Origin of the sequence: Streptomyces ficellus (genome assembly GCF_009739905.1) — a bacterium.
GTDB lineage: Bacteria > Actinomycetota > Actinomycetes > Streptomycetales > Streptomycetaceae > Streptomyces > Streptomyces ficellus_A.
Genome location: NZ_CP034279.1, coordinates 4,105,023 through 4,125,078, shown reverse-complemented (window position 1 = coordinate 4,125,078; position 20,056 = coordinate 4,105,023). Strand labels below are relative to the sequence as shown.

General features: G+C 73.8%; 19 protein-coding genes. 6 read left to right on the top strand and 13 right to left on the bottom strand.

Features of this window, described 5'->3' with window-relative positions; genetic code table 11:
• Window positions 1-38: 38 nt before the first annotated feature.
• The 3 genes from EIZ62_RS18535 to EIZ62_RS18525 are packed head-to-tail and all read right to left on the bottom strand — an operon-like array spanning window position 39 to window position 3,144.
• Window positions 39-1,091, bottom strand: a complete 1,053-nt coding sequence (locus EIZ62_RS18535; protein ID WP_156693764.1) for an alcohol dehydrogenase catalytic domain-containing protein — start codon at window positions 1,089-1,091, stop codon at window positions 39-41.
• Window positions 1,088-2,221: an acyl-CoA dehydrogenase family protein gene (locus tag EIZ62_RS18530; RefSeq protein ID WP_156693763.1), complete on the bottom strand. Its 1,134-nt coding sequence runs from the start codon at window positions 2,219-2,221 to the stop codon at window positions 1,088-1,090. The genes EIZ62_RS18535 and EIZ62_RS18530 overlap by 4 nt, the downstream gene beginning before the upstream one ends.
• An 11-nt stretch (window positions 2,222-2,232) precedes the next feature.
• Window positions 2,233-3,144 (bottom strand): SDR family oxidoreductase, encoded by a 912-nt coding sequence (locus EIZ62_RS18525; protein WP_156693762.1) that lies wholly within the window; start codon window positions 3,142-3,144, stop codon window positions 2,233-2,235.
• Window positions 3,145-3,249: 105 nt separating this feature from the next.
• Between EIZ62_RS18525 and EIZ62_RS18520 the strand changes: the two genes are divergently transcribed.
• Window positions 3,250-4,176: a cyclase family protein gene (locus EIZ62_RS18520; RefSeq protein WP_156693761.1), complete on the top strand. Its 927-nt coding sequence runs from the start codon at window positions 3,250-3,252 to the stop codon at window positions 4,174-4,176.
• 267 nt (window positions 4,177-4,443) lie between these two features.
• Here the strand turns inward: EIZ62_RS18520 and EIZ62_RS18515 are convergent, their stop codons facing one another.
• From EIZ62_RS18515 to EIZ62_RS18500, 4 genes are all read right to left on the bottom strand, one after another.
• Window positions 4,444-4,917 carry an ATP-binding protein gene (locus EIZ62_RS18515; protein WP_156693760.1) on the bottom strand — a complete coding sequence of 158 codons (474 nt, stop codon included), beginning with the start codon at window positions 4,915-4,917 and terminating at the stop codon, window positions 4,444-4,446.
• Between the two features lie 421 nt (window positions 4,918-5,338).
• Window positions 5,339-6,205, bottom strand: coding sequence for an acyl-CoA dehydrogenase family protein (locus EIZ62_RS18510; protein ID WP_156693759.1), 867 nt, complete (start codon window positions 6,203-6,205; stop codon window positions 5,339-5,341).
• 2 nt (window positions 6,206-6,207) lie between these two features.
• On the bottom strand, window positions 6,208-7,344 hold the full coding sequence (locus tag EIZ62_RS18505; RefSeq protein WP_156693758.1) for an acyl-CoA dehydrogenase family protein: 1,137 nt from the start codon (window positions 7,342-7,344) through the stop codon (window positions 6,208-6,210).
• Window positions 7,344-8,534 (bottom strand): amidohydrolase family protein, encoded by a 1,191-nt coding sequence (locus EIZ62_RS18500; protein WP_156693757.1) that lies wholly within the window; start codon window positions 8,532-8,534, stop codon window positions 7,344-7,346. The genes EIZ62_RS18505 and EIZ62_RS18500 overlap by 1 nt, the downstream gene beginning before the upstream one ends.
• Window positions 8,535-8,670: 136 nt before the next feature.
• On the opposite strand from EIZ62_RS18500, the gene EIZ62_RS18495 reads away from it, so the two are divergent.
• Window positions 8,671-10,158, top strand: coding sequence for a class I adenylate-forming enzyme family protein (locus tag EIZ62_RS18495; protein WP_156693756.1), 1,488 nt, complete (start codon window positions 8,671-8,673; stop codon window positions 10,156-10,158).
• 51 nt (window positions 10,159-10,209) lie between these two features.
• Here the strand turns inward: EIZ62_RS18495 and EIZ62_RS18490 are convergent, their stop codons facing one another.
• The gene (locus EIZ62_RS18490; protein WP_156693755.1) at window positions 10,210-10,728 is read right to left on the bottom strand and encodes an EF-hand domain-containing protein; all 519 of its coding nucleotides are present in this window, start codon (window positions 10,726-10,728) and stop codon (window positions 10,210-10,212) included.
• Between the two features lie 31 nt (window positions 10,729-10,759).
• On the bottom strand, window positions 10,760-11,134 hold the full coding sequence (locus EIZ62_RS18485) for an STAS domain-containing protein (protein ID WP_156693754.1): 375 nt from the start codon (window positions 11,132-11,134) through the stop codon (window positions 10,760-10,762).
• Between the two features lie 219 nt (window positions 11,135-11,353).
• Between EIZ62_RS18485 and EIZ62_RS18480 the strand changes: the two genes are divergently transcribed.
• A complete protein-coding gene (locus EIZ62_RS18480; protein WP_156693753.1) occupies window positions 11,354-11,917 on the top strand; it encodes a sigma-70 family RNA polymerase sigma factor in 564 nt (187 codons plus the stop codon).
• Window positions 11,914-13,173: a zf-HC2 domain-containing protein gene (locus EIZ62_RS18475; protein ID WP_156693752.1), complete on the top strand. Its 1,260-nt coding sequence runs from the start codon at window positions 11,914-11,916 to the stop codon at window positions 13,171-13,173. The genes EIZ62_RS18480 and EIZ62_RS18475 overlap by 4 nt, the downstream gene beginning before the upstream one ends.
• 34 nt (window positions 13,174-13,207) lie before the next feature.
• Here EIZ62_RS18475 and purU read toward each other — a convergent pair whose 3' ends face one another.
• Both purU and EIZ62_RS18465 read right to left on the bottom strand, forming a co-directional pair.
• The gene (gene purU, locus EIZ62_RS18470; RefSeq protein WP_156693751.1) at window positions 13,208-14,059 is read right to left on the bottom strand and encodes a formyltetrahydrofolate deformylase; all 852 of its coding nucleotides are present in this window, start codon (window positions 14,057-14,059) and stop codon (window positions 13,208-13,210) included.
• Window positions 14,060-14,145: 86 nt separating this feature from the next.
• The gene (locus EIZ62_RS18465; RefSeq protein WP_425281880.1) at window positions 14,146-14,592 is read right to left on the bottom strand and encodes an SCO4402 family protein; all 447 of its coding nucleotides are present in this window, start codon (window positions 14,590-14,592) and stop codon (window positions 14,146-14,148) included.
• A gap of 169 nt (window positions 14,593-14,761) precedes the next feature.
• Between EIZ62_RS18465 and EIZ62_RS18460 the strand changes: the two genes are divergently transcribed.
• Complete coding sequence (locus tag EIZ62_RS18460; RefSeq protein WP_156693749.1) at window positions 14,762-16,030, top strand: ABC transporter substrate-binding protein; 1,269 nt, start codon at window positions 14,762-14,764, stop codon at window positions 16,028-16,030.
• Between the two features lie 16 nt (window positions 16,031-16,046).
• Here EIZ62_RS18460 and EIZ62_RS18455 read toward each other — a convergent pair whose 3' ends face one another.
• Window positions 16,047-17,432, bottom strand: coding sequence for a hypothetical protein (locus EIZ62_RS18455; protein ID WP_208827976.1), 1,386 nt, complete (start codon window positions 17,430-17,432; stop codon window positions 16,047-16,049).
• A 143-nt stretch (window positions 17,433-17,575) separates the two neighbouring features.
• Window positions 17,576-18,958, bottom strand: a complete 1,383-nt coding sequence (locus EIZ62_RS18450; RefSeq protein WP_156693748.1) for an NsdA family TPR-like regulatory protein — start codon at window positions 18,956-18,958, stop codon at window positions 17,576-17,578.
• 374 nt (window positions 18,959-19,332) lie between these two features.
• Here EIZ62_RS18450 and EIZ62_RS18445 point away from each other — a divergent pair, with 374 nt between their 5' ends.
• Window positions 19,333-20,010 (top strand): bifunctional DNA primase/polymerase, encoded by a 678-nt coding sequence (locus EIZ62_RS18445; protein WP_156693747.1) that lies wholly within the window; start codon window positions 19,333-19,335, stop codon window positions 20,008-20,010.
• The last annotated feature ends 46 nt before the right edge of the window (window positions 20,011-20,056 follow it).

Genomic DNA, 20,056 nt, shown 5'->3' with positions numbered 1-20,056 from the left:
AACGTCTCTTCCATGAGCACGTCTCCCGTGAAGGCGTCTCAGTCGAACACGAGCACCCCCCGCGCGCCCCGGCCGTGGTGCGCGTCGTCCGCCGCCCGGGCGAAGTCCTCGACCGGGTAGGTCTCCGTGACCAGCTCGTCGAGCAGCAGGTCGCCCGAGCGGTACAGCTCGGCGTAGAGCGGGATGTCGGCCTGCGGGCGGGAGCTGCCGTAGCGGCAGCCGAGGACCGACTTGTCGAGGAACATCGCGGCGGGCGCGAAGGCCGCCTCGGCGCCTGGGGCGGTCATGCCGAGCAGGACGGCCTGCCCGTGCCGGTCGAGCAGGTCGATCGCCTCGCGTACGAGGCCGACGTGGCCCACGCACTCGAAGACGTGGTCGGCGCCGCCCGGCAGCACCTCCCGGACGGCGTCGACGGAGGTGACGAACTCCGTCGCCCCGAACCGCTTCGCCATCGCCTCCTTCTCCGCGCGCACGTCGACCGCGACGACCACGGACGCGCCCGCGAGCCGGGCCCCTTGCAGCACGTTGAGGCCGATGCCGCCGGTGCCGATGACGACGACGCTCTCGCCGCGTCCCACCCTGGCCCGGTTGAGGACGGCTCCGACGCCGGTGAGGACGGCGCAGCCGATCAGCGCCGCCGACGCGGGCGGGACGTCGGCCGGGATGCGCACCGCCTGGACGGCCTTGACGACGGTCCGTTCCGCGAACGCCGAGTTGGACGCGAACTGGTGCACCGGCCGGCCGCCGCGCGCGAACGGTGTCCCCGGCCGGCCGATCGCCCACCGGCACATCGTCGGCCGGCCCCGGTCGCAGTCCGGGCACGCCCCGCAGTTGGCCAGCGTCGACAGCGCCACGTGGTCACCGGGCGCGACGTGCGTCACGCCCGCCCCCACCGCCTCCACGATCCCGGTGCCCTCGTGGCCGAGCACCACCGGCACGGGGAAGGGGATCGTCCCGTCGATCACCGACAGGTCGCTGTGGCACAGTCCCGCCGCCGTGATGCCCACCAGCACCTCGCCCGGCCCCGGGTCGCGCACGACGAGGTCGTCCACCACCCGCGCGCGTTCCCCGTCGAAGACGACACCCCTCATCGCGGCTCCCTGGGCAGGCCGAGCACCCGCTCGGCGATGATGTCGCGCTGGATCTCGTCCGAGCCGCCGTAGATGGTGTCGGCCCGGCCGAAAAGGAACGCGCGCTGTACGTCGTCGAGTTCGTAGGCGCCCGGTGACCAGGGCGCCGGCCCGGTCGCGCCCGCCGCGCCCCGCACGGCCATCGCCAGCTCGCCGAGCCGCCGGTGCCACCGCCCCCACAGCAGCTTCGCCACGCTCGGATCACCGGGACCGTCCGCGCCGCCCAGCGTCCGCAGCGCGTTCCACCGCATCACCCGCAGCTCCGCCCACTGCCGTACCAGCGCGTCCTTCAGCACCGGGTCGGCGACCGCCCCGCCGGCCACGGCCCGGCGCAGCACCCGCCCCAGCTCCGCCTCGAACCCGATCTGCTGGGCGAGCGTCGACACGCCCCGCTCCCTCGCGAGCAGGCCCATGGCGACCCGCCAGCCGTCGCCCTCCGCGCCCACCACGTGGGCGGACCTCGCCCCGTCGAAGAACACCTCGTTGAACTCGGCCGTCCCGGTGAGCTGCCGGATGGGCCGCACCTCGATCCGGCCCGGCTGGTCCATGGGCACCAGCAGGAACGACAGCCCGTGGTGGCGCCGCGAGCCCGCCTCCGACCGGGCCAGGACGAAGCACCAGTCGGCGTCCCGGGCCAGCGAGGTCCAGATCTTGTGGCCGGTGATCCGGTACCCGGCGCCGTCCCGCTCGGCCCGGGTCCGCAGCCCCGCGAGGTCCGAGCCCGCGCCCGGTTCGCTGTAGCCCTGGCACCACAGCTCCTCGCCGCGCGCGACGGCGGGCAGGAACCGGTCCTTCTGTTCCCCGTCGCCGTACGCGAGGAGGGTCGGCGCGAGGAGGTTCTCACCGATGTGACCCGCCCGGCCGGGCGCCCCCGCCCGCGCGTACTCCTCGGCCCAGACGACCTGCTGGGTGAGCGTGGCGCGCCGGTTGCCGTACGCGCCGGCCGGCGTGTCCCAGCCGAGCCCGATCCAGCCGTCCGCGCCCAGCTCCCGTTCCCAGGCGCGCCCGCCCGCGCCCGGCGGGTGGGCGGTGAGCCACTCCCGCGCGACGGCCCTGAACGCCTCGTCCTCCGCCCCGAACGCGAAGTCCACGGTCCCGCCCCCTACGCGTTCGGGCGGGACGTGGCGGCCGCCGCCCTGGCCATCTCCTCCAGCCGCTCCAGCATCGGCATGGGGTCGGTGCCGACCGTGCCGGGCAGGAGGTCGGCGATCCGCTCGGGCGTCCAGGGCCCCTGCGCGTACGCCGCCCGCAGTTCGCGCGGCTGGGCCCAGACCGCGATCTTGGGTCCGGCGACCGTGTAGACCTGCCCGGTGATCCGCTCGGCGCGGGCCCGCTCGGAGAGCAGGTACACCACGAGCGCGGCCACGTCCTCCGGCTCGCCGATCTCCTTGAGTTCCATGGGCACGTTCGCCGACATGCGGGTCCGGGCGACGGGCGCGACGGCGTTGGCGGTGACGCCGTACTTGTGCAGGCCGAGGGCGGCGCTGCGGACGAGGGAGATGACACCGCCCTTGGCGGCCGCGTAGTTGGCCTGGGAGACCGACCCCTGGTGGTTTCCGCTGGTGAAGCCGATGAGCGTGCCGGCGCCCTGCCGGCGCATCACGGCGGACGCCGCGCGGAAGACGGTGAAGGTGCCCTTGAGGTGGGTGGCGAGGACGGGGTCCCACTCCTCCTCGGACATGTTGAACAGCATGCGTTCGCGGAGGATGCCGGCGACGCACACGGCGCCGTCGATCCGCCCGTACTCGGCGAGCGCGGTGTCCACGACGCGCTGGCCGCCCGCCATGGTGGAGATGTCGTCGGCGACCGCGACGGCCTGGCCGCCCGCCGAGGTGATCTCCTCGACGACGGCCGCCGCGACCTCGGAGGCGGGTCGGGCGCCGTCGATCGCGACGCCGTGGTCGTTGACGACGACCCGGGCCCCTTCGGCGGCGCAGGCGAGGGCGACGGCCCGGCCGATGCCCCGTCCGGCTCCGGTGACGGCGACGACCTTGCCTGCCAAAAAGTTCCCCATGCCCGGCCCCTCCAGCTCTCCCGCGTCACCACTTCCGCCGCATCTGACGGACCGTTAGATTTTATGGTCCGTCAGCCGCGTCAGCACAAGCCCCGGGAGGGTCCCATGTCACTGCCAGCCGCTTTCCACGAGATCGCCGAGCGCGTCAACAACTGGGGCCGCTGGGGCGACGACGACGAACGGGGCACCCTGAACCTGATCACCGACGCCGTCGTACGGGAGGCCGCCGCCACCGTGCGCAGGGGCTTGCGCGTCCCGCTGGCGCTCCCGCTGCGCCAGGACGGCGTCCAGACCGGCCTGATACCGGGCCGGGTCAACCCGCTGCACGTCATGGTCCAGATCAACCAGGAGCTGTTCGGCCCCGGTACGGTCGCGACCAGCGACGACGCCGTGACGCTCGGGCTCCAGGCGGGCACCCACTGGGACGCCCTCCCCCACGCCTCGCACGCGGGCCGGATCTACAACGGCCGGCCCGCCGCCTCGATCACCCCGCACGGCGGCGCCGGGTTCGCCGGCATCGACACGGTGGGGCACGTCGTCTCACGGGGCGTGCTGCTGGACGTGGCCCGCGCGAAGGGCGCCGACCGGCTGCCCGGCGACCACGCGGTGACGCCCGAGGACCTGGACGAGGCGGCGGAGTTCGCCGGGGTGGACGTCCGGGCGGGCGACATCGTGCTCGTACGGACGGGGCAGGTGCGGGTCCATCTGGCGGGCGACCCGCATGGGTACGGGTACCCGTCGCCGGGGCTGTCGGTGCGCACGCCCGAGTGGTTCCACGCCCGCGACGTGGCGGCGGTCGCGAACGACACGCTCACCTTCGAGATCTTCCCGCCCGAGATCGAGGACCTGTGGCTGCCGGTGCACGCGCTGCACCTGGTGGAGATGGGGATGCTCCAGGGCCAGAACTGGAACCTGGAGGACTTGTCCACAGCCTGTGCACAGGAGCGGCGGTACGCGTTCCTGCTGGCCGCGACGCCCGAACCCTTCACGGGCGCCACGGGAGCCCCGGTGGCCCCGGTGGCGGTGCTGTGACCCGCGCGGGACGGGAGGAGCCGTGAACGCGGCGCCCCGGGCGCATCCTTGGGTGGCGGCGCACGCATGCGCACCCCGAGCACGGCACGGCGGCCGCCACCCGGCTCCGGCGGGGCCGCCCCGAGGGCCCTGACCTGGAGCCGCCGCCGAGCCGCGACCCGCACTCGCCGAGGGCGTCAAGCCCTCGGCGTCCCCTCGCCACGAATCGCTGCTCCCAGGGTGATCAGCCGGATACGAGCCGTCAACACCTATTCGGGTGTACGACCGTTACGCCCCATTTGTGACAGCGCACGACGGCGCGTACCCACCGGGCTCACGCGCCACCCCCGTCACCCCCGGTACGCCCCGGTCCACTTCGCACCAGATGCTCTTCCCGGCGCCCTCCCGCTGCCACCCCCACCGGTCGGCGAGCCCGTCGACCAGCTCCAGGCCGCGCCCGTTGGTGTCGTCGCCCTCCGCGTGGCGCGGGCGCGGGGGGCGGGCGCTGGTGTCGGCCACCTCCACCCGTACCGTCCCGGCCTCCGCCGCGCCCGCCCCGAAGAGCATCCGCAGCACGGCCGGACAGCCGGTGTGCACCACGGCGTTGGTGACGAGCTCCGAAATGAGCAGCACCAGCGTCTCGGCCAGCGGCTCGTCATCCCCTATCCCGGAACCGGCGAGGCGGGACCGCGCCCACCTCCTGGCTCGGCCGACCTCTGCCGGGTCGGGGCCGATCTCCAACTGCACCTGAAGCACCTGCACCGCTCACACCATCCGAACCGGCGGACACAACGCCTCGCGTCTCACAGCGACCACAGCCTTCACAGTCGTCACTGAACGTGATTTCCCTGTGGGACAGCATGGTTGACGTACAGTCACCGCAACAAGCGCTTCGGGCATATTCCCGCGCGAAGGAGTACGCGTCGTGCATACTGTGCGACGCACGCCGCGGGTAGTCGAACAGGGGGGCGCACCGCGCCACCGAAGGGCACGAGCGGCGGGCACTCCCGGCCGGGGAGCTGCCGCACGAGCACCGCCGGGCCGCGCCGGCCTCCGAACCACTCGCATCCCACGGAGGGTACCGGAGGCGGGCGCCGACTCCGGGCCGTGACGAGTCACCGGATCACAACAACCCGGTATCAACGCTGCGTGACGGCTCACCCGAAGGGGTGGCCGGTACGACTCAGAGCGCTGCCGCGCACCTCTCCTCGGCCTCCGCCGTCCCCGTCCACCGCCGCGACCGCACCCACGCGCGCTTGAGGTGCAGGTGCACGTCCGCCTCCCAGGTGAAGCCCGTGCCGCCGTACACCTGGAGGCAGTCCCGGGCGCCGCGCACCGCCGCCTCGTCGGCCAGCAGCTTGGCGGCGGCGACGTCCACCGGGTCGGCGGTGACGGCCGCCGCGTACACCGCCGCGCGCGCCACCTCCGTCCGCGCGAGCATCTCCGCGCACAGGTGGGCCACGGCCTGGAAGGCGCCGATGGGGCGGCCGAACTGCTCGCGCTCGCGCGCGTACCGGGCCGCCATCTCCGTCGTCCGCCCCGCGCTGCCGAGCTGTTCGGCGGCGGTGAGCAGCACGGCCACCGGGTCGTCCCGCGCGGGGCCGCCCGGCTCCACCCGGTGCAGCGGGGTGAGCGGGTCCACGGACCGCACCGGCCTGGCACCCCGCGCGTCGCCGCCGCGTACGACGTCGGCGGCGTCCAGCCACTCGACGAGCGGCCCGTCCACGGCGGTGACGACCGCCCTCCCCTCCGCCGCCCCCTCGACGTGTCCGGCCGCGAGGTGCGTGGCGACCAGCGGGCCGGGCAGCAGCACCCGCCCGGCCTCCTCGAAGGCCAGCACCGCCTCGGGGAGCCCGAGCCCCACCCCGCCGTCCGCCTCCGGCAGGCTCAGGGCGAAGAACCCGGCGTCGCCCAGCGTCCGCCACAGCTTCCGGTCCAGGGTGCCCGCGTCCACGGCGGCCCGCAGCGCGTCCCGCCCGAACCGCCCCTGAAGCAGCTCCCGTACGCCCCGCCGCAGCGCCCGCTGGTCGTCGTCGAGTCGGAAAGGCACGGTCAGCGTCCCTTCGGCAGGCCGAGGACGCGCTCGGCGAGGATGCCGCGCTGGATCTGCGAGGTCCCGGCGGCGATGGTGTACGAGAGCGACGACAGCCGGTCGTGGACCCAGGGGCGGTCCAGGTCCAGCGCGCCGGCGCCGCCCAGCACCTCGGCGGCCGCGTCGTACAGCTCCTGGCGGGCGTGCGAGTAGCGCAGCTTGAACACCGAGCCGCCCGCCCCGGGCACCGCGCCGGTGGCCCCCGCCCCGCCGACGTTCCACTGGACCAGCCGCCACAGGGCGCGGAACTCGGCGCCCAGCCGCCCCAGCCGGCGCCGGAGCACGGGGTCGTCCCAGCGGCCGGTGGCGCGGGCCTCGCGCGCCAGCTCGCCGAGGACGCGGCGGCAGGCGACCACCTCGCCGGCGAACGCCGTGCCCCGCTCGTACGACAGCGTGACCATGGTGACCCGCCAGCCGTCGTTCTCCTCGCCCACCCGGTTGGCGACGGGCACGGGCACCTCGTCCAGGAACAGCTCCGCGAACTCCGCCGTCCCGGTGAGCGTGCGCAGCGGCCGTACGGTGATCCCGGGCGCGTCCATGGGCATGGCCAGCCAGGTGATGCCCCGGTGCCGGGGGGCGTCCGGGTCGGTGCGCACCAGCAGTTCGCACCAGTCGGCGACCTCGGCGTGGGAGGTCCACAGCTTGGCGCCGCTCACCAGGTAGCGGTCGCCGTCGCGGACGGCGCGGGTGCGCAAGGAGGCCAGGTCGGAGCCGGCGTCCGGTTCGCTGAAGCCCTGGCACCACACGTGGTCGCCGCGCAGGATCGGCGGCAGCCACCGGGCGCGCTGGGCGGCGGTTCCCTCGGCGGCGATGGTGGGGCCCGCGTGCAGCAGGCCGACGAAGTTGGCGCCCACGTAGGGCGCGCCGGCCCGTTCGGTCTCCTCCAGGAAGATCAGCCGCAGGGCGGGGGACGCGGCCCAGTGCAGGTCGCCGTACCCGGCGTCGTACAGCCTGCGCTGCCAGGCGGTGTCGTGGGCGCGGCGCGCCGGCCAGTCGGCGGGGTCCGGCGCGGGCGGCAGGCCGGGCAGCACGGCCGCGAGCCACTCCCGCAGCCGGGCCCGGAAGTCCGCCTCCTCCTCCGTGTCGGCCAGGTCCATCAGACGAGGTCCAGGCCGAGCATCCGGATCGCGTTCCCGCGCATCAGCTTGTACGTCGTCTCCTCGTCCAGGCCCTTGACGTGGTCGAGGGCGACCTCCTTGGTGTGCGGGAAGGTGGAGTCGACGTGCGGGTAGTCGGTCTCGAAGGTGGCGTTGTCGCGGCCGACGGCGTCCAGGGACGCGATGCCGTGCTTGTCGCGGAAGAAGCAGCAGAAGATCTGCCGGTAGTAGTACGTGGACGGCGGCTCGGGGATGAGGTCGCGGACGCCGCCCCAGGCGCGGTGCTCCTCCCAGACGTCGTCGGCGCGCTCCAGGGCGTAGGGGATCCAGCCCATCTGGCCCTCGCTGTAGGCGAGTTTGAGTGCGGGGAACCGAACGAGGACGCCGGAGAAGAGGAAGTCCGTCATCGACGCCATCGCGTTGTTGAACGACAGGGTCGCCTGGACGGCGGGCGGCGCGTCCGGGGAGGCGGCGGGCATCTGCGAGGAGGACCCGATGTGCATGTTGACGACGGTCCCGGTCTCCTCGCAGACCGCGAAGAAGGGATCCCAGTGGCCGGAGTGGATGGAGGGGAGTCCGAGGTGGGTGGGGATCTCGCTGAAGGTGACCGCGCGGACGCCCCGGGCGGCGTTGCGGCGGACCTCGGCGACCGCGAGGCCGATGTCCCACAGGGGGATGAGGCACAGCGGGATCAGCCGGCCGCCGCTGTCGCCGCACCACTCCTCGACCATCCAGTCGTTGTAGGCGCGCACGCAGGCCAGGGCCACCTCCTTGTCCTTCGCCTCGGCGAAGGTCTGGCCGCAGAAGCGGGGGAAGGTGGGGAAGCACAGGGAGGCCTCGACGTGGTTGAGGTCCATGTCCTCCAGACGCGCCTTGGGGTCCCAGCAGCCGCGCCGCATCTCGGCCCGGGTGATGCCCTCCAGGGTCATCTGGTCGCGGTCGAAGCCGACGGCGGCGATGTTGCGCTTGTACGGGAACCTCAGGTCCTCGTAGATCCACCAGTCGGCGGGCGGCCCGTCCGGGTCCATGGTGATCCGGTACTTCCCGCCCACGTACTCCAGCTCGCCGATCCCGGTGGTGAGCGGCCGGGGTCCGCGGTCGCGGTACCTGGCCGGGAGCCAGGTCTCGAAGAGGTGCGCCGGCTCGATGACATGGTCGTCGACGCTGATGATCCGAGGCAGTTCCGTCATGACGCGCCTCCCTCTTTCTGACGGGTCGTCAGCTATGTGGAGTCAGGCTAGCCCCGCACCCCTGGACCGACAAGGCGCACCGCCCTACGCTCACCGCACGCACCTGACGCAACGTCAGTTCGAGGAGGAGCCGACCGTGCCGGACACCGCACACGCCCTGGGCGCCTCACGCACCCTGTGGGAGCTCACCGAACGCCGCGCCCGCCTCACCCCCGACCGCCCCGCCCTCCTCCAGGACGACCGCGTGCTGACCTTCGGCGCCCTGCGCGACCGCGCCGAACGGACCGCCGCGGGCCTCCACAACAGGGGCGTACGGCCCGGCACCGTCGTCGCCTGGCAGCTGCCCACCCGCGTCGAGACCGTCGTCCTCACCCTCGCCCTGGCCCGGCTCGGCGCCGTCCAGACCCCGGTCATCCCGTTCTACCGGGACCGCGAGGTCGGCTTCGCCCTCCGCGGGTCGGGGGCCGCCCACTTCGCCGTACCGGGCCGGTGGCGCGGCTTCGACCACACCGCCATGGCCCGGCGGCTCGGCGCGCCCGGCGTCTTCGAGGCGTACGACACCCTCCCCGAGGGCGACCCCGCCGCACTGCCGGACCCGCCCGCCTCCGGCACCGACGTCCGCTGGATCTACTGGACCTCCGGCACCACGTCCGACCCCAAGGGCGTGCTGCACACCGACCGTTCCCTGATCGCGGGCGGCTCCTGCCTCGCCCACGCGCTGCGCCTGACGCCCGACGACGTCGGGTCGATCGCCTTCCCCTTCGCCCACATCGGCGGCCTCGACTACCTCGTCATGCTCCTGCTGTACGGCTTCCCCGCCGTCCTGCTGGAGACGTTCGCCCTGCCGGACTCCCTGGACACCTACCGCGCCCACGGCGTCACCACGGCGGGCGGCTCCACCGCCTTCTACGCGATGTTCCTCGCCGAACAGCGCAGACAGCCCGGCCGGAAGATCGTCCCCACCCTGCGGCTGCTCGCCGGCGGCGGCGCGCCCAAGCCGCCCGAGCTGTACCACGACGTCGTCCGGGAGATGGGCTGCCGGCTCACGCACGGCTACGGCATGACCGAGGTCCCCATGATCACCATGGGCTCCCCCGAGGACACCGACGAGAACCTCGCCACCACCGAGGGACGGCCGCCCGAGGGGATGGAGATACGGATCACCGACGGTGAGGTGCGGCTGCGCGGCGAGGCCGTGTGCCGCGGCTACCTGGACCCGGCGCAGACGGCCGAGGCGTTCGACGAGGACGGCTTTCTGCGCACCGGGGACCTCGGGCACCTCACCGACTCCGGGCACCTGGTGCTCACCGGGCGCCTCAAGGACGTCATCATCCGCAAGGGCGAGACCATCTCAGCCCGGGAGATCGAGGACCTGCTGCACCGGCACCCCGCGGTCCGGGAGGCGGCCGTGATCGGCCTGCCCGACCCGGAGCGCGGGGAGCGGGTGTGCGCGGTCGTCGAGAGCACCGGCGACGTGACCCTGGGCGCCCTCACCGCGTTCCTGCGCGGCGAGGGCCTGGCCGTCCACAAACTGCCGGAACGGCTGGAGGTCGTCGACGCCCTGCCCCGCGGCGACACCCTGCGCAAGGTGCTCAAGTACAAGCTGCGCGAACGCTACTCGTGAGCGGGGAGCCGGAAGCCCGGGAGCCCGGGAGCCCGGGAGCCCGGGAGCCCCCTACGGCTCCTGGGTCATGAAGTGGCGGGCGAAGGCCGTGACGGTCTCCTCCTCGCCGACCAGGCCGTCCCGGTCCTCGTCCAGCGACTCGGCCGCGAGCGCGGCGGCGTGCGACTCGACCCCCAGCGCCCGCAGCGCCCGCTCCAGCTCCGCCGTCCCCGTCCTGCCGTCGTCGTCCTGGCCGGCGACCGCGAGCAGGGCGCGGACGAAGGGGCGGGCGATCTCGGCGAACCGCTCCGGGTTGTCGCGCAGCCGCTTCACCGCTCCGCTCACGAACTCGCCCCGGGTCACCCGCTGGTCGCCGTCCACGTCCGCGATCCCGGCCAGGCCCTGCCAGAAGGCCTCCGCGCCGCCCGCCAGGGCCTGCCCCTTGTCCGACCGGAACGAGGTGCCGAACTCCTCCAGCAGCCGCTGGGCCGCGGTCGTGAAGTCCTCGCGGGAGATATAGCCGTTGCCGTCCTGGTCGAAGGCCGCGAACCGCGAGGCGATCCGGCGTTCGTACAACTCCTCTGCGTCCATGCCGGGAGCGTACGACGCCGGACGGGCTCCGTCACGCCGACAGTTGCTCGTCCTCCTCGCCGGTGGCCGAGGCGACGTCCGCGTACACCGCGAACAGCCGCCGTACGCCGAGGGCCGCCAGGACCCGGTTGACGTGCGAGCCCTCGACCGCGCCCCGGGCCGGCAGGATCAGCCGGAGCCTGCCCCGGCAGGAGTGCAGCAGCCGCCGGGACGCGATCAGCACGCCGACGCCGCTGGAGTCGCAGAACAACACCTCGGACAGGTCCAGGACGACGTCCCGCCTGCCCTCGGCGACCGCTTCGTGCACGCTTCTGCGGACCACGGGCGAGGTCACCAGGTCGAGTTCTCCCCGGATGCTGAGCACCGTCCAGGCGCCGTGCCCGGTTTCGTCCACCGTGAGCGTCACGCGCCTACCCTTCGCCGATCCAACCGGGGCCACCGCAAACGGAAGCGGTGCTTCCTTTGCGCCGCTGCTGCCCCGTCCTCCCCCCATGAAACACGATCCACTCGTTGTGACGGTTTCCTTACCATCCGGGACCGGCACGTGGGGCGCTTGGCACAAAAAGAGGCGCGTTGTCGGTGCGGAGCACTACATTCGAGGGGAGTCGGGTCGGGAGGGCTCCACATGGCGAAGGACACACCACCGCGCTGGGACCGCAAGATGCAGCAGCGGCTGGCGCGCGGCGAGGCGGCCGCCCTCGGCGAGCTGTACGACCGGTTCGCCTCCCTCGTCCACAACACGGCACACCGCGTCCTCGACGACGAGTCCGCCGCCGACCAGGTCACCCGGGAGGTGTTCGGGTACGTGTGGGAGAACCCGGACGCCTACGACCCCCGGCGGGAGGGGTCCATGCGCTCGTGGATCGCGAAGCTGACCCGCCACCAGGCCGTGCACCGGCTCCGCCAGGCCGAGGCCAAGGCGTACGCGGAACGGGGCGGTGGCTGCGCGGAGGAGCTGGAGCAGAAGGTGCGGCGCGCGGCCGTCTCCGCCCGCGCCGACTTCATCGTCCAGTCGATGCCCGCGCCCCTGCGCGCCGCACTGGAGCTGGCCTACTTCCAGCGCCGGGACTACCGCCAGACCGCCGCCGACCTCGGCGTCACCGAGGACGAGGCCCGGCGCCGGCTGCGGCTGGGACTCCAGCTGCTGGCCACCGCCAACAGCCGCCCGCTGGACGGGCGGACCCTATGACCGGGCCCCTGGACGGCGGCGGCCACGACGACGGCCAGGAGGAGGTGGGCGGCGTGCCGCGCATACCGGCCCCGAGGCGGGCCGCCGACAACTACGAGGCGCTGCCCGCGCCCACCGCGGCCGGCGCGCCGCCCGGGACCGCGCCGCCCGATACCACCCGGCCACCGGCCCTGCCGCACAAGGTCCTCCAGTCGCTGCTCGGTGCCTGGGCGCTGTCCGCCTGCTCCGCCGAGGAGACCACCGCCGTCGAGGAGCACCTCACCGAGTGCGCCCCCTGCGCGGAGGAGGCCCTGCGCCTGCGGGACGCGGTCGGACTGCTGCACCACGAGCGGGACCTGGACCTCGACCCGCTGCTGCGCTCCCGGGTGCTGGAGAACTGCCTGGGCCGCCGCCCGGCGCGCATCCCCGTGCCCCACTGGGCCGGCCCCTACGACGCGGAGACCGCCCGGCTGGACGCCCTGCTGCGGGACATCGGCGACTCCGAGTGGCACGCGCCGGTCCGGCTCAAGTGGTTCGAGCGCGACGAGCCCGTCAGCCGCCGCACCACCGTCGCGGGGGTGATAAGCCACCTCCAGGCCGTCGACAGCCTCGTCGCGACGGCGATCGGCCTGGACGACTCGCTGTCGCCCAAGACCCCGGCGGAGCGCACCGAGGCGTACTGGCAGGGCGCGCACCACCCGCCCACCAGATCGGTCCGCGGACCCTGGCGCGACCAGGCCCACACCCTGATCCGCACGGTGTCCTTCGCGGGCCGCGGCGTGGCCGAACTGTCCGTCTCGTACGGCGACTTCTCGCTGCCCCTGCGCGACGCGCTGCTGGACCGGGCCTTCGAGTGCTGGGTCCACGCGGACGACATCGCCAGCGCCGTCGACTACCCGTACGAGCCGCCCAGCGGCGACCACCTGCACCGGATGATCGACCTGGCGGCCCGTCTGCTGCCGGCCGCCCTCGCCGCCCGCCGCCGTGCGGGGCTCGCCGCCCCGGCCCGCCACCTCGTCGCGGCGGGGGCACCGGGCCGCTCGCTGCACCTGGAGGTCGAGGGCTCGGGCGGCGGCGACTGGTACATCGCGCTGGACTCCCCCACCGCCATCGGCTCGCCCGAGCGGAAGGTCGCCCAGGTGGCGCTGGACGGCGTGGAGTTCTGCCAGCTGGTGGCCGGGCACATTCCGCCCGAGGAGGCCGCCGCGGGCCAGGACGGTGACCGCGAGGCCATCCGTGACGTGCTCTTCGCCGCCGCCTCCCTGAGCCGCCTGTAGGCACCCCGGGGCACCGGGGTGCCTCGGGGCGGCGCTACGCGAAGACGACCGTGCGGCGGCCGTTGAGCAGGATGCGGCGTTCCGCGTGCCACTTGACCGCGCGGGCGAGGGCCTGGCACTCGACGTCCCGGCCGACGGCGACCAGCTGGTCCGGGGTGACCTCGTGGCCGACCCGCTCCACCTCCTGCTCGATGATCGGGCCCTCGTCGAGGTCGGCCGTCACGTAGTGGGCCGTCGCACCGATCAGCTTCACCCCGCGCGCGTGCGCCTGGTGGTAGGGCTTGGCGCCCTTGAAGCTCGGGAGGAAGGAGTGGTGGATGTTGATGATCCGGCCGCTCAGCTGCTTGCACAGGTCGTCCGACAGCACCTGCATGTAGCGGGCCAGCACCACCAGCTCGACGCCCTGCTCGCGCACCAGCTCCAGCAGCTCGGCCTCCGCCTGCGCCTTGGTGTCCTTGGTGACCGGGATGTGGTGGAACGGGACGTCGTACGAGGCGACCAGCTCGGCGAAGTCGGTGTGGTTGGACACGACCGCCGCGATGTCGACCGGCAGGGCGCCGATCCGCGCGCGGAACAGCAGGTCGTTCAGGCAGTGGCCGAACTTCGAGACCATCAGCACGACCCGCATGCGCTCGTCGGCGCGGTGGATCTGCCAATCCATCGCGAAGGAGTCGCCGACCGCCGCGAAGCTCGCCCGCAGCTTGTCCACCGTGACCGGCGCCTCGGCCGAGAAGTGGACCCGCATGAAGAACAGGCCGGTGTCCCGGTCCCCGAACTGCTGGCTGTCCTCGATGTTGCAGCCGGTGATGAAGAGGTAACTCGAAACGGCGTGCACGATGCCCTGTTTGTCCGGGCAGGAAAGGGTGAGGACATACTGGTCGGTCATCCTGGCAGGATGCCACATCCGCACGGAGCCCCGGACGGGGGTCCGCCAGGCGGAACGGCGGCCGGAAAGAGACGGGCGGAGACCCGTCAGGCGGCCCTGGTCATGATCCGCAGCACGTCCAGCGAGTGCGGCACCACGTCCGGGTCCTCGCCGTCGTTGACGGCCAGCCGCACGTGCGCGTCCCGCGCCGCCCGCACCGCCTCCGGCCAGCCGTGGTGCCCCATGTAGGCGGAGACGGGGGCGTCCGGGCCGACCTGGTGCATGATCCGCAGCACCCGCAGCACGGCGACGTCGACCAGCGCGGCCTCACCGGAGTCCCGGAATATCGTGCCCACGTACTTCTCGGCGGACCAGTTGTCCAGCCACGTGTCCTCGACCAGCCGGTACACGGCGTCGGTGACGTCCCCGTAGCCCTCCAGACCGGCCAGCCAGCACTCCTGGTGGAAGGCGGGGTCGGAGAGCATGTGCAGCGCCGAGCGCACGTTGGCGCGCCAGCGCCACCACGGCATGTCGTTGAGCGGCATGCCGCCCATGGTGGAGGAGCGACGGCCGCGACGGGAAGAGTTCACGGAAGCTGACACGTTCCGATCGTACGTTCCTTCGCATGCCCGGCGAACCGGCCCCCGCAATTCACCTCGGTGTCACCGAGCGTTGAACCGGCCTCACTCCCGCGTTACCCATGAGGCGGAATTGTGCGTGTGCATGACCGGTATCGGCAGGCGACGTTCCTCCTCCCCCTCCCTCCTCCGGACCGTGGCGGCCGTCGGTTCGGCCTGCCTCCTGGCCGGGTGCGGGGTCATCCCTGGGGCCACGGGGGGCTCCAGGGAACCCCTCACCGTCATGACCTGGGCGCCGGAGAACTCCCGCGCGACCAATATGCCCGGCATGCCCGCCATGGGGCAGGCGTACGCGCGCTGGGTCAACTCCCAGGGCGGCGTGGGCGGCCGCGAACTGCGCGTGCTCACCTGCAACGAGGGCAACGCGCCGATGGAGGCCGCCGCCTGCGCCCGCCGCGCGGTCCAGGAGGGCGCGGTCGCCGTCGTCGGCTCGTACAGCCAGCACGGCCGCGCGTTCATGCCGCGGCTGGAGGCCGCCGGCATCCCGTACATCGGCGGCTACGGGCTCTCGGACGACGAGTTCAAGAGCCCCACCTCCTACCCGGTCAACGGCGGACAGCCCGCACTGCTGGCCGGCAACGGCCTCCAGCTCGCCGACTCCTGCGACCGCGTCTCCCTCGTCCGGCCCGACTCCGTCACCGGCGCCGACCTGCCGTACATCCTCAACGCGGGCCTCACCCGAGGACACCACCGCAAGGCCGCCGACATCCCCACCGCCGACGACGCCGGCGCGTACACCGAGGAGGCGCGGCGGTCCCGCGAGCAGGTCGGCGACGACGGCGGCTGCGTCACCGCCGCGCTCGGCGAGCACACCGCGAACTTCTTCGACTCCTTCCGCCGGCTCCCGCCCGACGGCCGGGACGTCAGAGTCTCCTCGGTGCTCGGCAGCGTCGACCAGCCGCTCATCGACCGCACCGGCGGCGCCAACGGCCCGTTCGAAGGGGCCTACGTCACCGGCTGGTACCCCGAGGCGGGCGACGAACGCTGGGGCGCCATGAAGCGGGTGATCCGCGAGCACGCCTTCGCCGACAACCGCATCGACCCGGCCGACGCGGGCGTCCAGACCACCTGGATCGCGTACACCGTCCTGAAGAGCGTCGTCGAGTCCCTCGGCGACCAGGAGATCACACCGGGCGCCATCATCCACGCGCTCGACCGCGGGGTACGGGTGGACACCGGCGGCCTCACCCCACCGCTGCGCTGGCGCTACGAGGACATGCTCGGCACCCCGGCCACCCCGCGGACGGTGAACCACCAGGTCACCTTCCAAGTCGTGCGCATGGGACGGCTGGTGGCGCACAAGGAGGGCTTCGTCGACGTCGGCCCCACGCTCCGCGAGGCCGCCGCGCTCTAAAGCGCCTCGGCCGCCGTCACAGCTGGGCCGGCTGGCGCGGGGTCAGGCCGTACGTGCCCGCGATGGCGTTCCACAGGCGGGACGCCTCCTGCTTCGCGGTCGTCGCGTCACCGCTGGCCCGGTTGCCCTGGGCGAACTGGCCCGTGCTGCGCGCCTTGCCGCCCTTGCAGCCCTTCTTGCCCTTGACCTCGCCGGCCCAGGCCGCGTAGTGGTCGTCGGCGGCGGCGGACGCCTGCCACGCCCTGGTCAGCGCCGCGCTCAGCTCGGTGTGGCTCGGCAGCTTGTCGACGGACAGGGCCTGGAGCCGGGTCACCAGGTTCCGGCGCTGTCCGGCGGCGCCCCGCAGGTCGGTGGCGGCCTGGTCGAGGCCCTGGCACTTCTTGATGTTCTCCACGGAACGGATCACCGTGTCGCGGCTGTTGTTGCTGTCCGCGAGGAGCTTGTCGAGGGCCTCCGCCTGCGTCCTGGCCGGGTCGGGAGCCGCCTGCGAGGCACCCGACCCAGGGGTCGGGGAGCTGGCCCCGGCGACCCCGGCCTTGTCGGGCGCGCCCTTCTTCTCGCCCTCGCCGCCGCTGAGCAGCGCGCCGGCGCCGAGCCCGAGGACGGCGCAGCCGACGACGACGGCGGCGATCAGCGGCAGCTTCGACGACCGGCGCGGTGCGGGCTCCTGGTACGGCTGCGGGTCCTGGTACTGCTGCGGCGGCTGGTACGGCTGGCGGGCCTGCTGGTGCGGCGCCTGGTCCGTGACCGGCGGCAGGGCCTGCGTCGCCGGCGCGTCGGAGCGGAACAGGCTGTCGAACTCGGCCGGCGGCTGCCGGTCGCCGGGCGCCCCGGGGCGTATCCCGAAGGGCGCACCGGACGGCTGGGGCGGAACGGGCGATATGTACTGCGTGGCGTCCGCGTCCTGGGCGTGGGCGGCGGCGGGCCCGGTGCCGAGGAACTGCGTCGACTCGGCCGGGCTCTCGCCGGGCGCCGGTGCCGGCAGGGGCTGAGCCTGGGGCCGGGGCTGCGGCTGGGGCGCGCCGCCCGCGGCGGCGACCGGCGGGAGGTACTGGGTGGCGTCCGCGTCGGCGCCCCCCGCCGGCGCCTCCGGCGGCAGCGGCTGGGCGTACTGCGGCGGCTGCTGGTGCTGCGGCGGCTGCGGCTGGTGCTGCTGGTACGCGCCGGGGTGTGCGCCGTACGGGCCCGGCTGCTGGTCGTACGGTCCCGGCTGCTGCGGCGGCAGCGGCTGCTGGTGCCCGCCCGGCGGCCCCCACTGGCCGCCCCAGGGACGGCCCCCGGCCGGCCCGGCGCCGCCCGCGGTGTTCCAGGCCTCACCGCCCTCGGCGGGCAGCACGACACCTTCGTGCGCGGGTCGCGCCGCCGGAAGGTGCGGCTCCTGACCCTGTCCGCTCTGCGTCACCGGGACTCCTACGTGTGAACCTGTTAAACCTACGGAACCGTCGGCTCACGCTACCGGGTGACGCGGAGCCCGCGCACACGTGTGTGGCGGCAGTAACAAGAACCTCCTCCACGACGCTGATAACGCCCCGCCCCGCGAGCGCCCTAAGCCGCCTGGAGCTCCAGCCGGGCACCGAACTCCCGCACCGCGGGCTCGTCCGCGTACGGCTCCAGCCGCTGCTGGAGGTCGTCCAGGTACTCCGCGCCCCTCGACGACCGCAGGGCGCCCAGCAGTTCGGCCGCGCGCGTACCCGTGTGACAGGCGGCCTCCACCTCCCGCTGCTGCACCTGCGCCGCGGCCAGCAGCACCAGGCCGATCGCCCGCCGCCGCGCCCGCCCCTCGGGGTGCCCGTCCAGCGCCTCGCGCGCCGCCCGCGCCGCCTCCTCCGGCCGGCCCAGGTCCCGGTAGCAGTGGGCCAGTTCGTCGGCCAGGTACGCCCGGTCGAAGTGGGCGATCCACGCCGGGTCGTCGCCCGAGTCCGGGTCGCTGCGGTCCATGGCGGCGACCGCCCGCGCCGCCACCTCCTGACAGGTGCGCACATCCCCGAGCAGGGCGTGCCCGCGCGCCTCGGCCGCCAGGAACATCGCCTCCGCCCTCGGCGGCACGTGCCCCCGCGCCCCCTCCTGCGCCGCCCGCGCCAGCTGGGCGATCTCCCGCGGGTTGCCCAGCTGGGCCGCCAGGTGACTCATGGACGCGGCCAGGACGTACCCGCCGTACCCGCGGTCCCCGGACGCCTGCGCGAGCCGCAGCGCCTGGATGTAGTACCGCTGCGCCAGCCCCGGCTGCCCCGTGTCCACCGCCATGTACCCGGCCAGCTCCGTCAACCGCGCGACGGCGGAGAAGAGTTGGCGCCCCACGGTGTCCCGGTACGAGCCGGACAGCAGCCCCGACACCACGCTGTTCAGGTAGTGCACCACCACGGGCCGCACGTGCCCGCTGCCGAACCGGTGGTCCAGCTCCACCAGCGCCCCCGTCATCGCCCGGACCGCCTCGACGTCGGCCGTCCCCACCCGCGCCCCGGCCTGCCGGGCCACCTGCGGGTCGGCGGCCGTGATCAGCCAGTCCCGGCTGGGCTCGACGAGCGCGGACGCGGCCACCGTCGAGCCGGACAGGAAGTCCCGGCGGCCCACGTCGCTGCGCCACAGCTCGCAGACCTGCTCGATGGCGCCGAGCACGGTCGGGGAGAACTGCAGGCCCACCCCGGACGCCAGGTTCTTGCCGTTGGCCATGCCGATCTCGTCGATCGTGACCGTACGCCCCAGCTTGCGGCCCAGCGCCTCCGCGATGATCCCCGGCGCCCGCCCCCGCGGCTGCTGGCCGCGCAGCCAGCGCGCCACCGACGTCTTGTCGTAGCGCAGGTCCAGCCCCCGTTCCTGCCCGACCATGTTGACGCGGCGGGCGAGCCCGGCGTTGGAGCATCCTGCTTCCTGGATGAGAGCCTGCAGCCGTTCGTTCGGCTGACGGGCGACGAGCGGCCTCGCTGCCATGACTACCCCCTGTTGCCGCGGTGATCAGTCACGCTGATCACTGCCCGGCTGATATACGGAGAATGCAGAAGTTGACCTGCGAATACTGACGAAACCGATGAAGCACGAAGAAGGGCACGCACAGTTACCTAAGCGAGTGGAAGACACCGGAAGGGCTGGTCGCGCCCCATCTGCTGACGAACGACGACAGTTCACGCAATGGCGGGAGACCGCCCTATTCCCACCTCCCCCGACAGTGGCTACCCGGCCTCGGCTCCCGGCCCCCGTGCGCGCCCCCGTCCATGCATCCGTGCGCCCCGGATGCGGAATCGATGCTCCTCGGCCTCCCTTCCCGCGCCCCGTAACTCCGGGTGAAGCCGGTAGTTGAGCTGTCCGTGGAAGAGACCATCGGAGTCACGGAAGCCGCACAGATTCCCAAGCAGCGGGGCGAGCAGCTGCTGGACAGCGCCGTGCGGTACGCGGAAGAGCGGCACTGGGACGTGTTCCCCGGCACCTGGCTGGAGGCGGTCGACGGCATGGAGCGGTGCTCGTGCGCCGACACCGCGTGCCCCGCGCCGGGGGCGCACCCGGCGCGGCCGGACTGGGCGACCCAGGCGACGGGCAGCGCCGTGGTGGCGCGCCGGCTGTGGGGGAAGCAGCCGAAGGCGTCGATCCTGCTGCCGACGGGGCGCACGTTCGACGCGCTGGACGTCCCGGAGTCGGCGGGCTTCCTGGCCCTGGCGCGGATGGAGCGGATGGACCTGGCGCTCGGCCCGGTCACCTGCACCCCGGACCGCCGGATGATGTTCTTCGTCCTGCCGGGCGCCGCCGCCAAGGTGCCGGACCTGGTGCGCAAGCTGGGCTGGTCGCCGAGCGGCATCGACCTGGTGGCGCGCGGCGAGGGCCAGTACGTGGCGGCGCCGCCGACCCGGGTGGGCGGCCACGGCGCGGTGCAGTGGGCGCGCCGCCCCACACCGGCCAACCGCTGGCTGCCGGACGTCGAGGAGTTGATCTGCCCCCTGGCGTACGCCTGCGCCCGGGAGGCCGCCGATGCCCGTTCCCGGCAGGGCTGACCTGCTGCGACTGCCGGGTTCGGCCCCTGCCCGCGTACCGGTGCGT

What these genes read in the sequence shown, in the direction of transcription:
- EIZ62_RS18535 (WP_156693764.1), bottom strand. Translation starts at nt 1,091, where the DNA reads ATGAGGGGTGTCGTCTTCGACGGGGAACGCGCGCGGGTGGTGGACGAC.
- EIZ62_RS18525 (WP_156693762.1), bottom strand. Translation starts at nt 3,144, where the DNA reads ATGGGGAACTTTTTGGCAGGCAAGGTCGTCGCCGTCACCGGAGCCGGA.
- EIZ62_RS18520 (WP_156693761.1), top strand. Translation starts at nt 3,250, where the DNA reads ATGTCACTGCCAGCCGCTTTCCACGAGATCGCCGAGCGCGTCAACAAC.
- EIZ62_RS18505 (WP_156693758.1), bottom strand. Translation starts at nt 7,344, where the DNA reads ATGGACCTGGCCGACACGGAGGAGGAGGCGGACTTCCGGGCCCGGCTG.
- EIZ62_RS18500 (WP_156693757.1), bottom strand. Translation starts at nt 8,534, where the DNA reads ATGACGGAACTGCCTCGGATCATCAGCGTCGACGACCATGTCATCGAG.
- EIZ62_RS18490 (WP_156693755.1), bottom strand. Translation starts at nt 10,728, where the DNA reads ATGGACGCAGAGGAGTTGTACGAACGCCGGATCGCCTCGCGGTTCGCG.
- EIZ62_RS18480 (WP_156693753.1), top strand. Translation starts at nt 11,354, where the DNA reads ATGGCGAAGGACACACCACCGCGCTGGGACCGCAAGATGCAGCAGCGG.
- EIZ62_RS18475 (WP_156693752.1), top strand. Translation starts at nt 11,914, where the DNA reads ATGACCGGGCCCCTGGACGGCGGCGGCCACGACGACGGCCAGGAGGAG.
- purU (WP_156693751.1), bottom strand. Translation starts at nt 14,059, where the DNA reads ATGACCGACCAGTATGTCCTCACCCTTTCCTGCCCGGACAAACAGGGC.
- EIZ62_RS18465 (WP_425281880.1), bottom strand. Translation starts at nt 14,592, where the DNA reads ATGGGCGGCATGCCGCTCAACGACATGCCGTGGTGGCGCTGGCGCGCC.
- EIZ62_RS18460 (WP_156693749.1), top strand. Translation starts at nt 14,762, where the DNA reads ATGACCGGTATCGGCAGGCGACGTTCCTCCTCCCCCTCCCTCCTCCGG.
- EIZ62_RS18450 (WP_156693748.1), bottom strand. Translation starts at nt 18,958, where the DNA reads ATGGCAGCGAGGCCGCTCGTCGCCCGTCAGCCGAACGAACGGCTGCAG.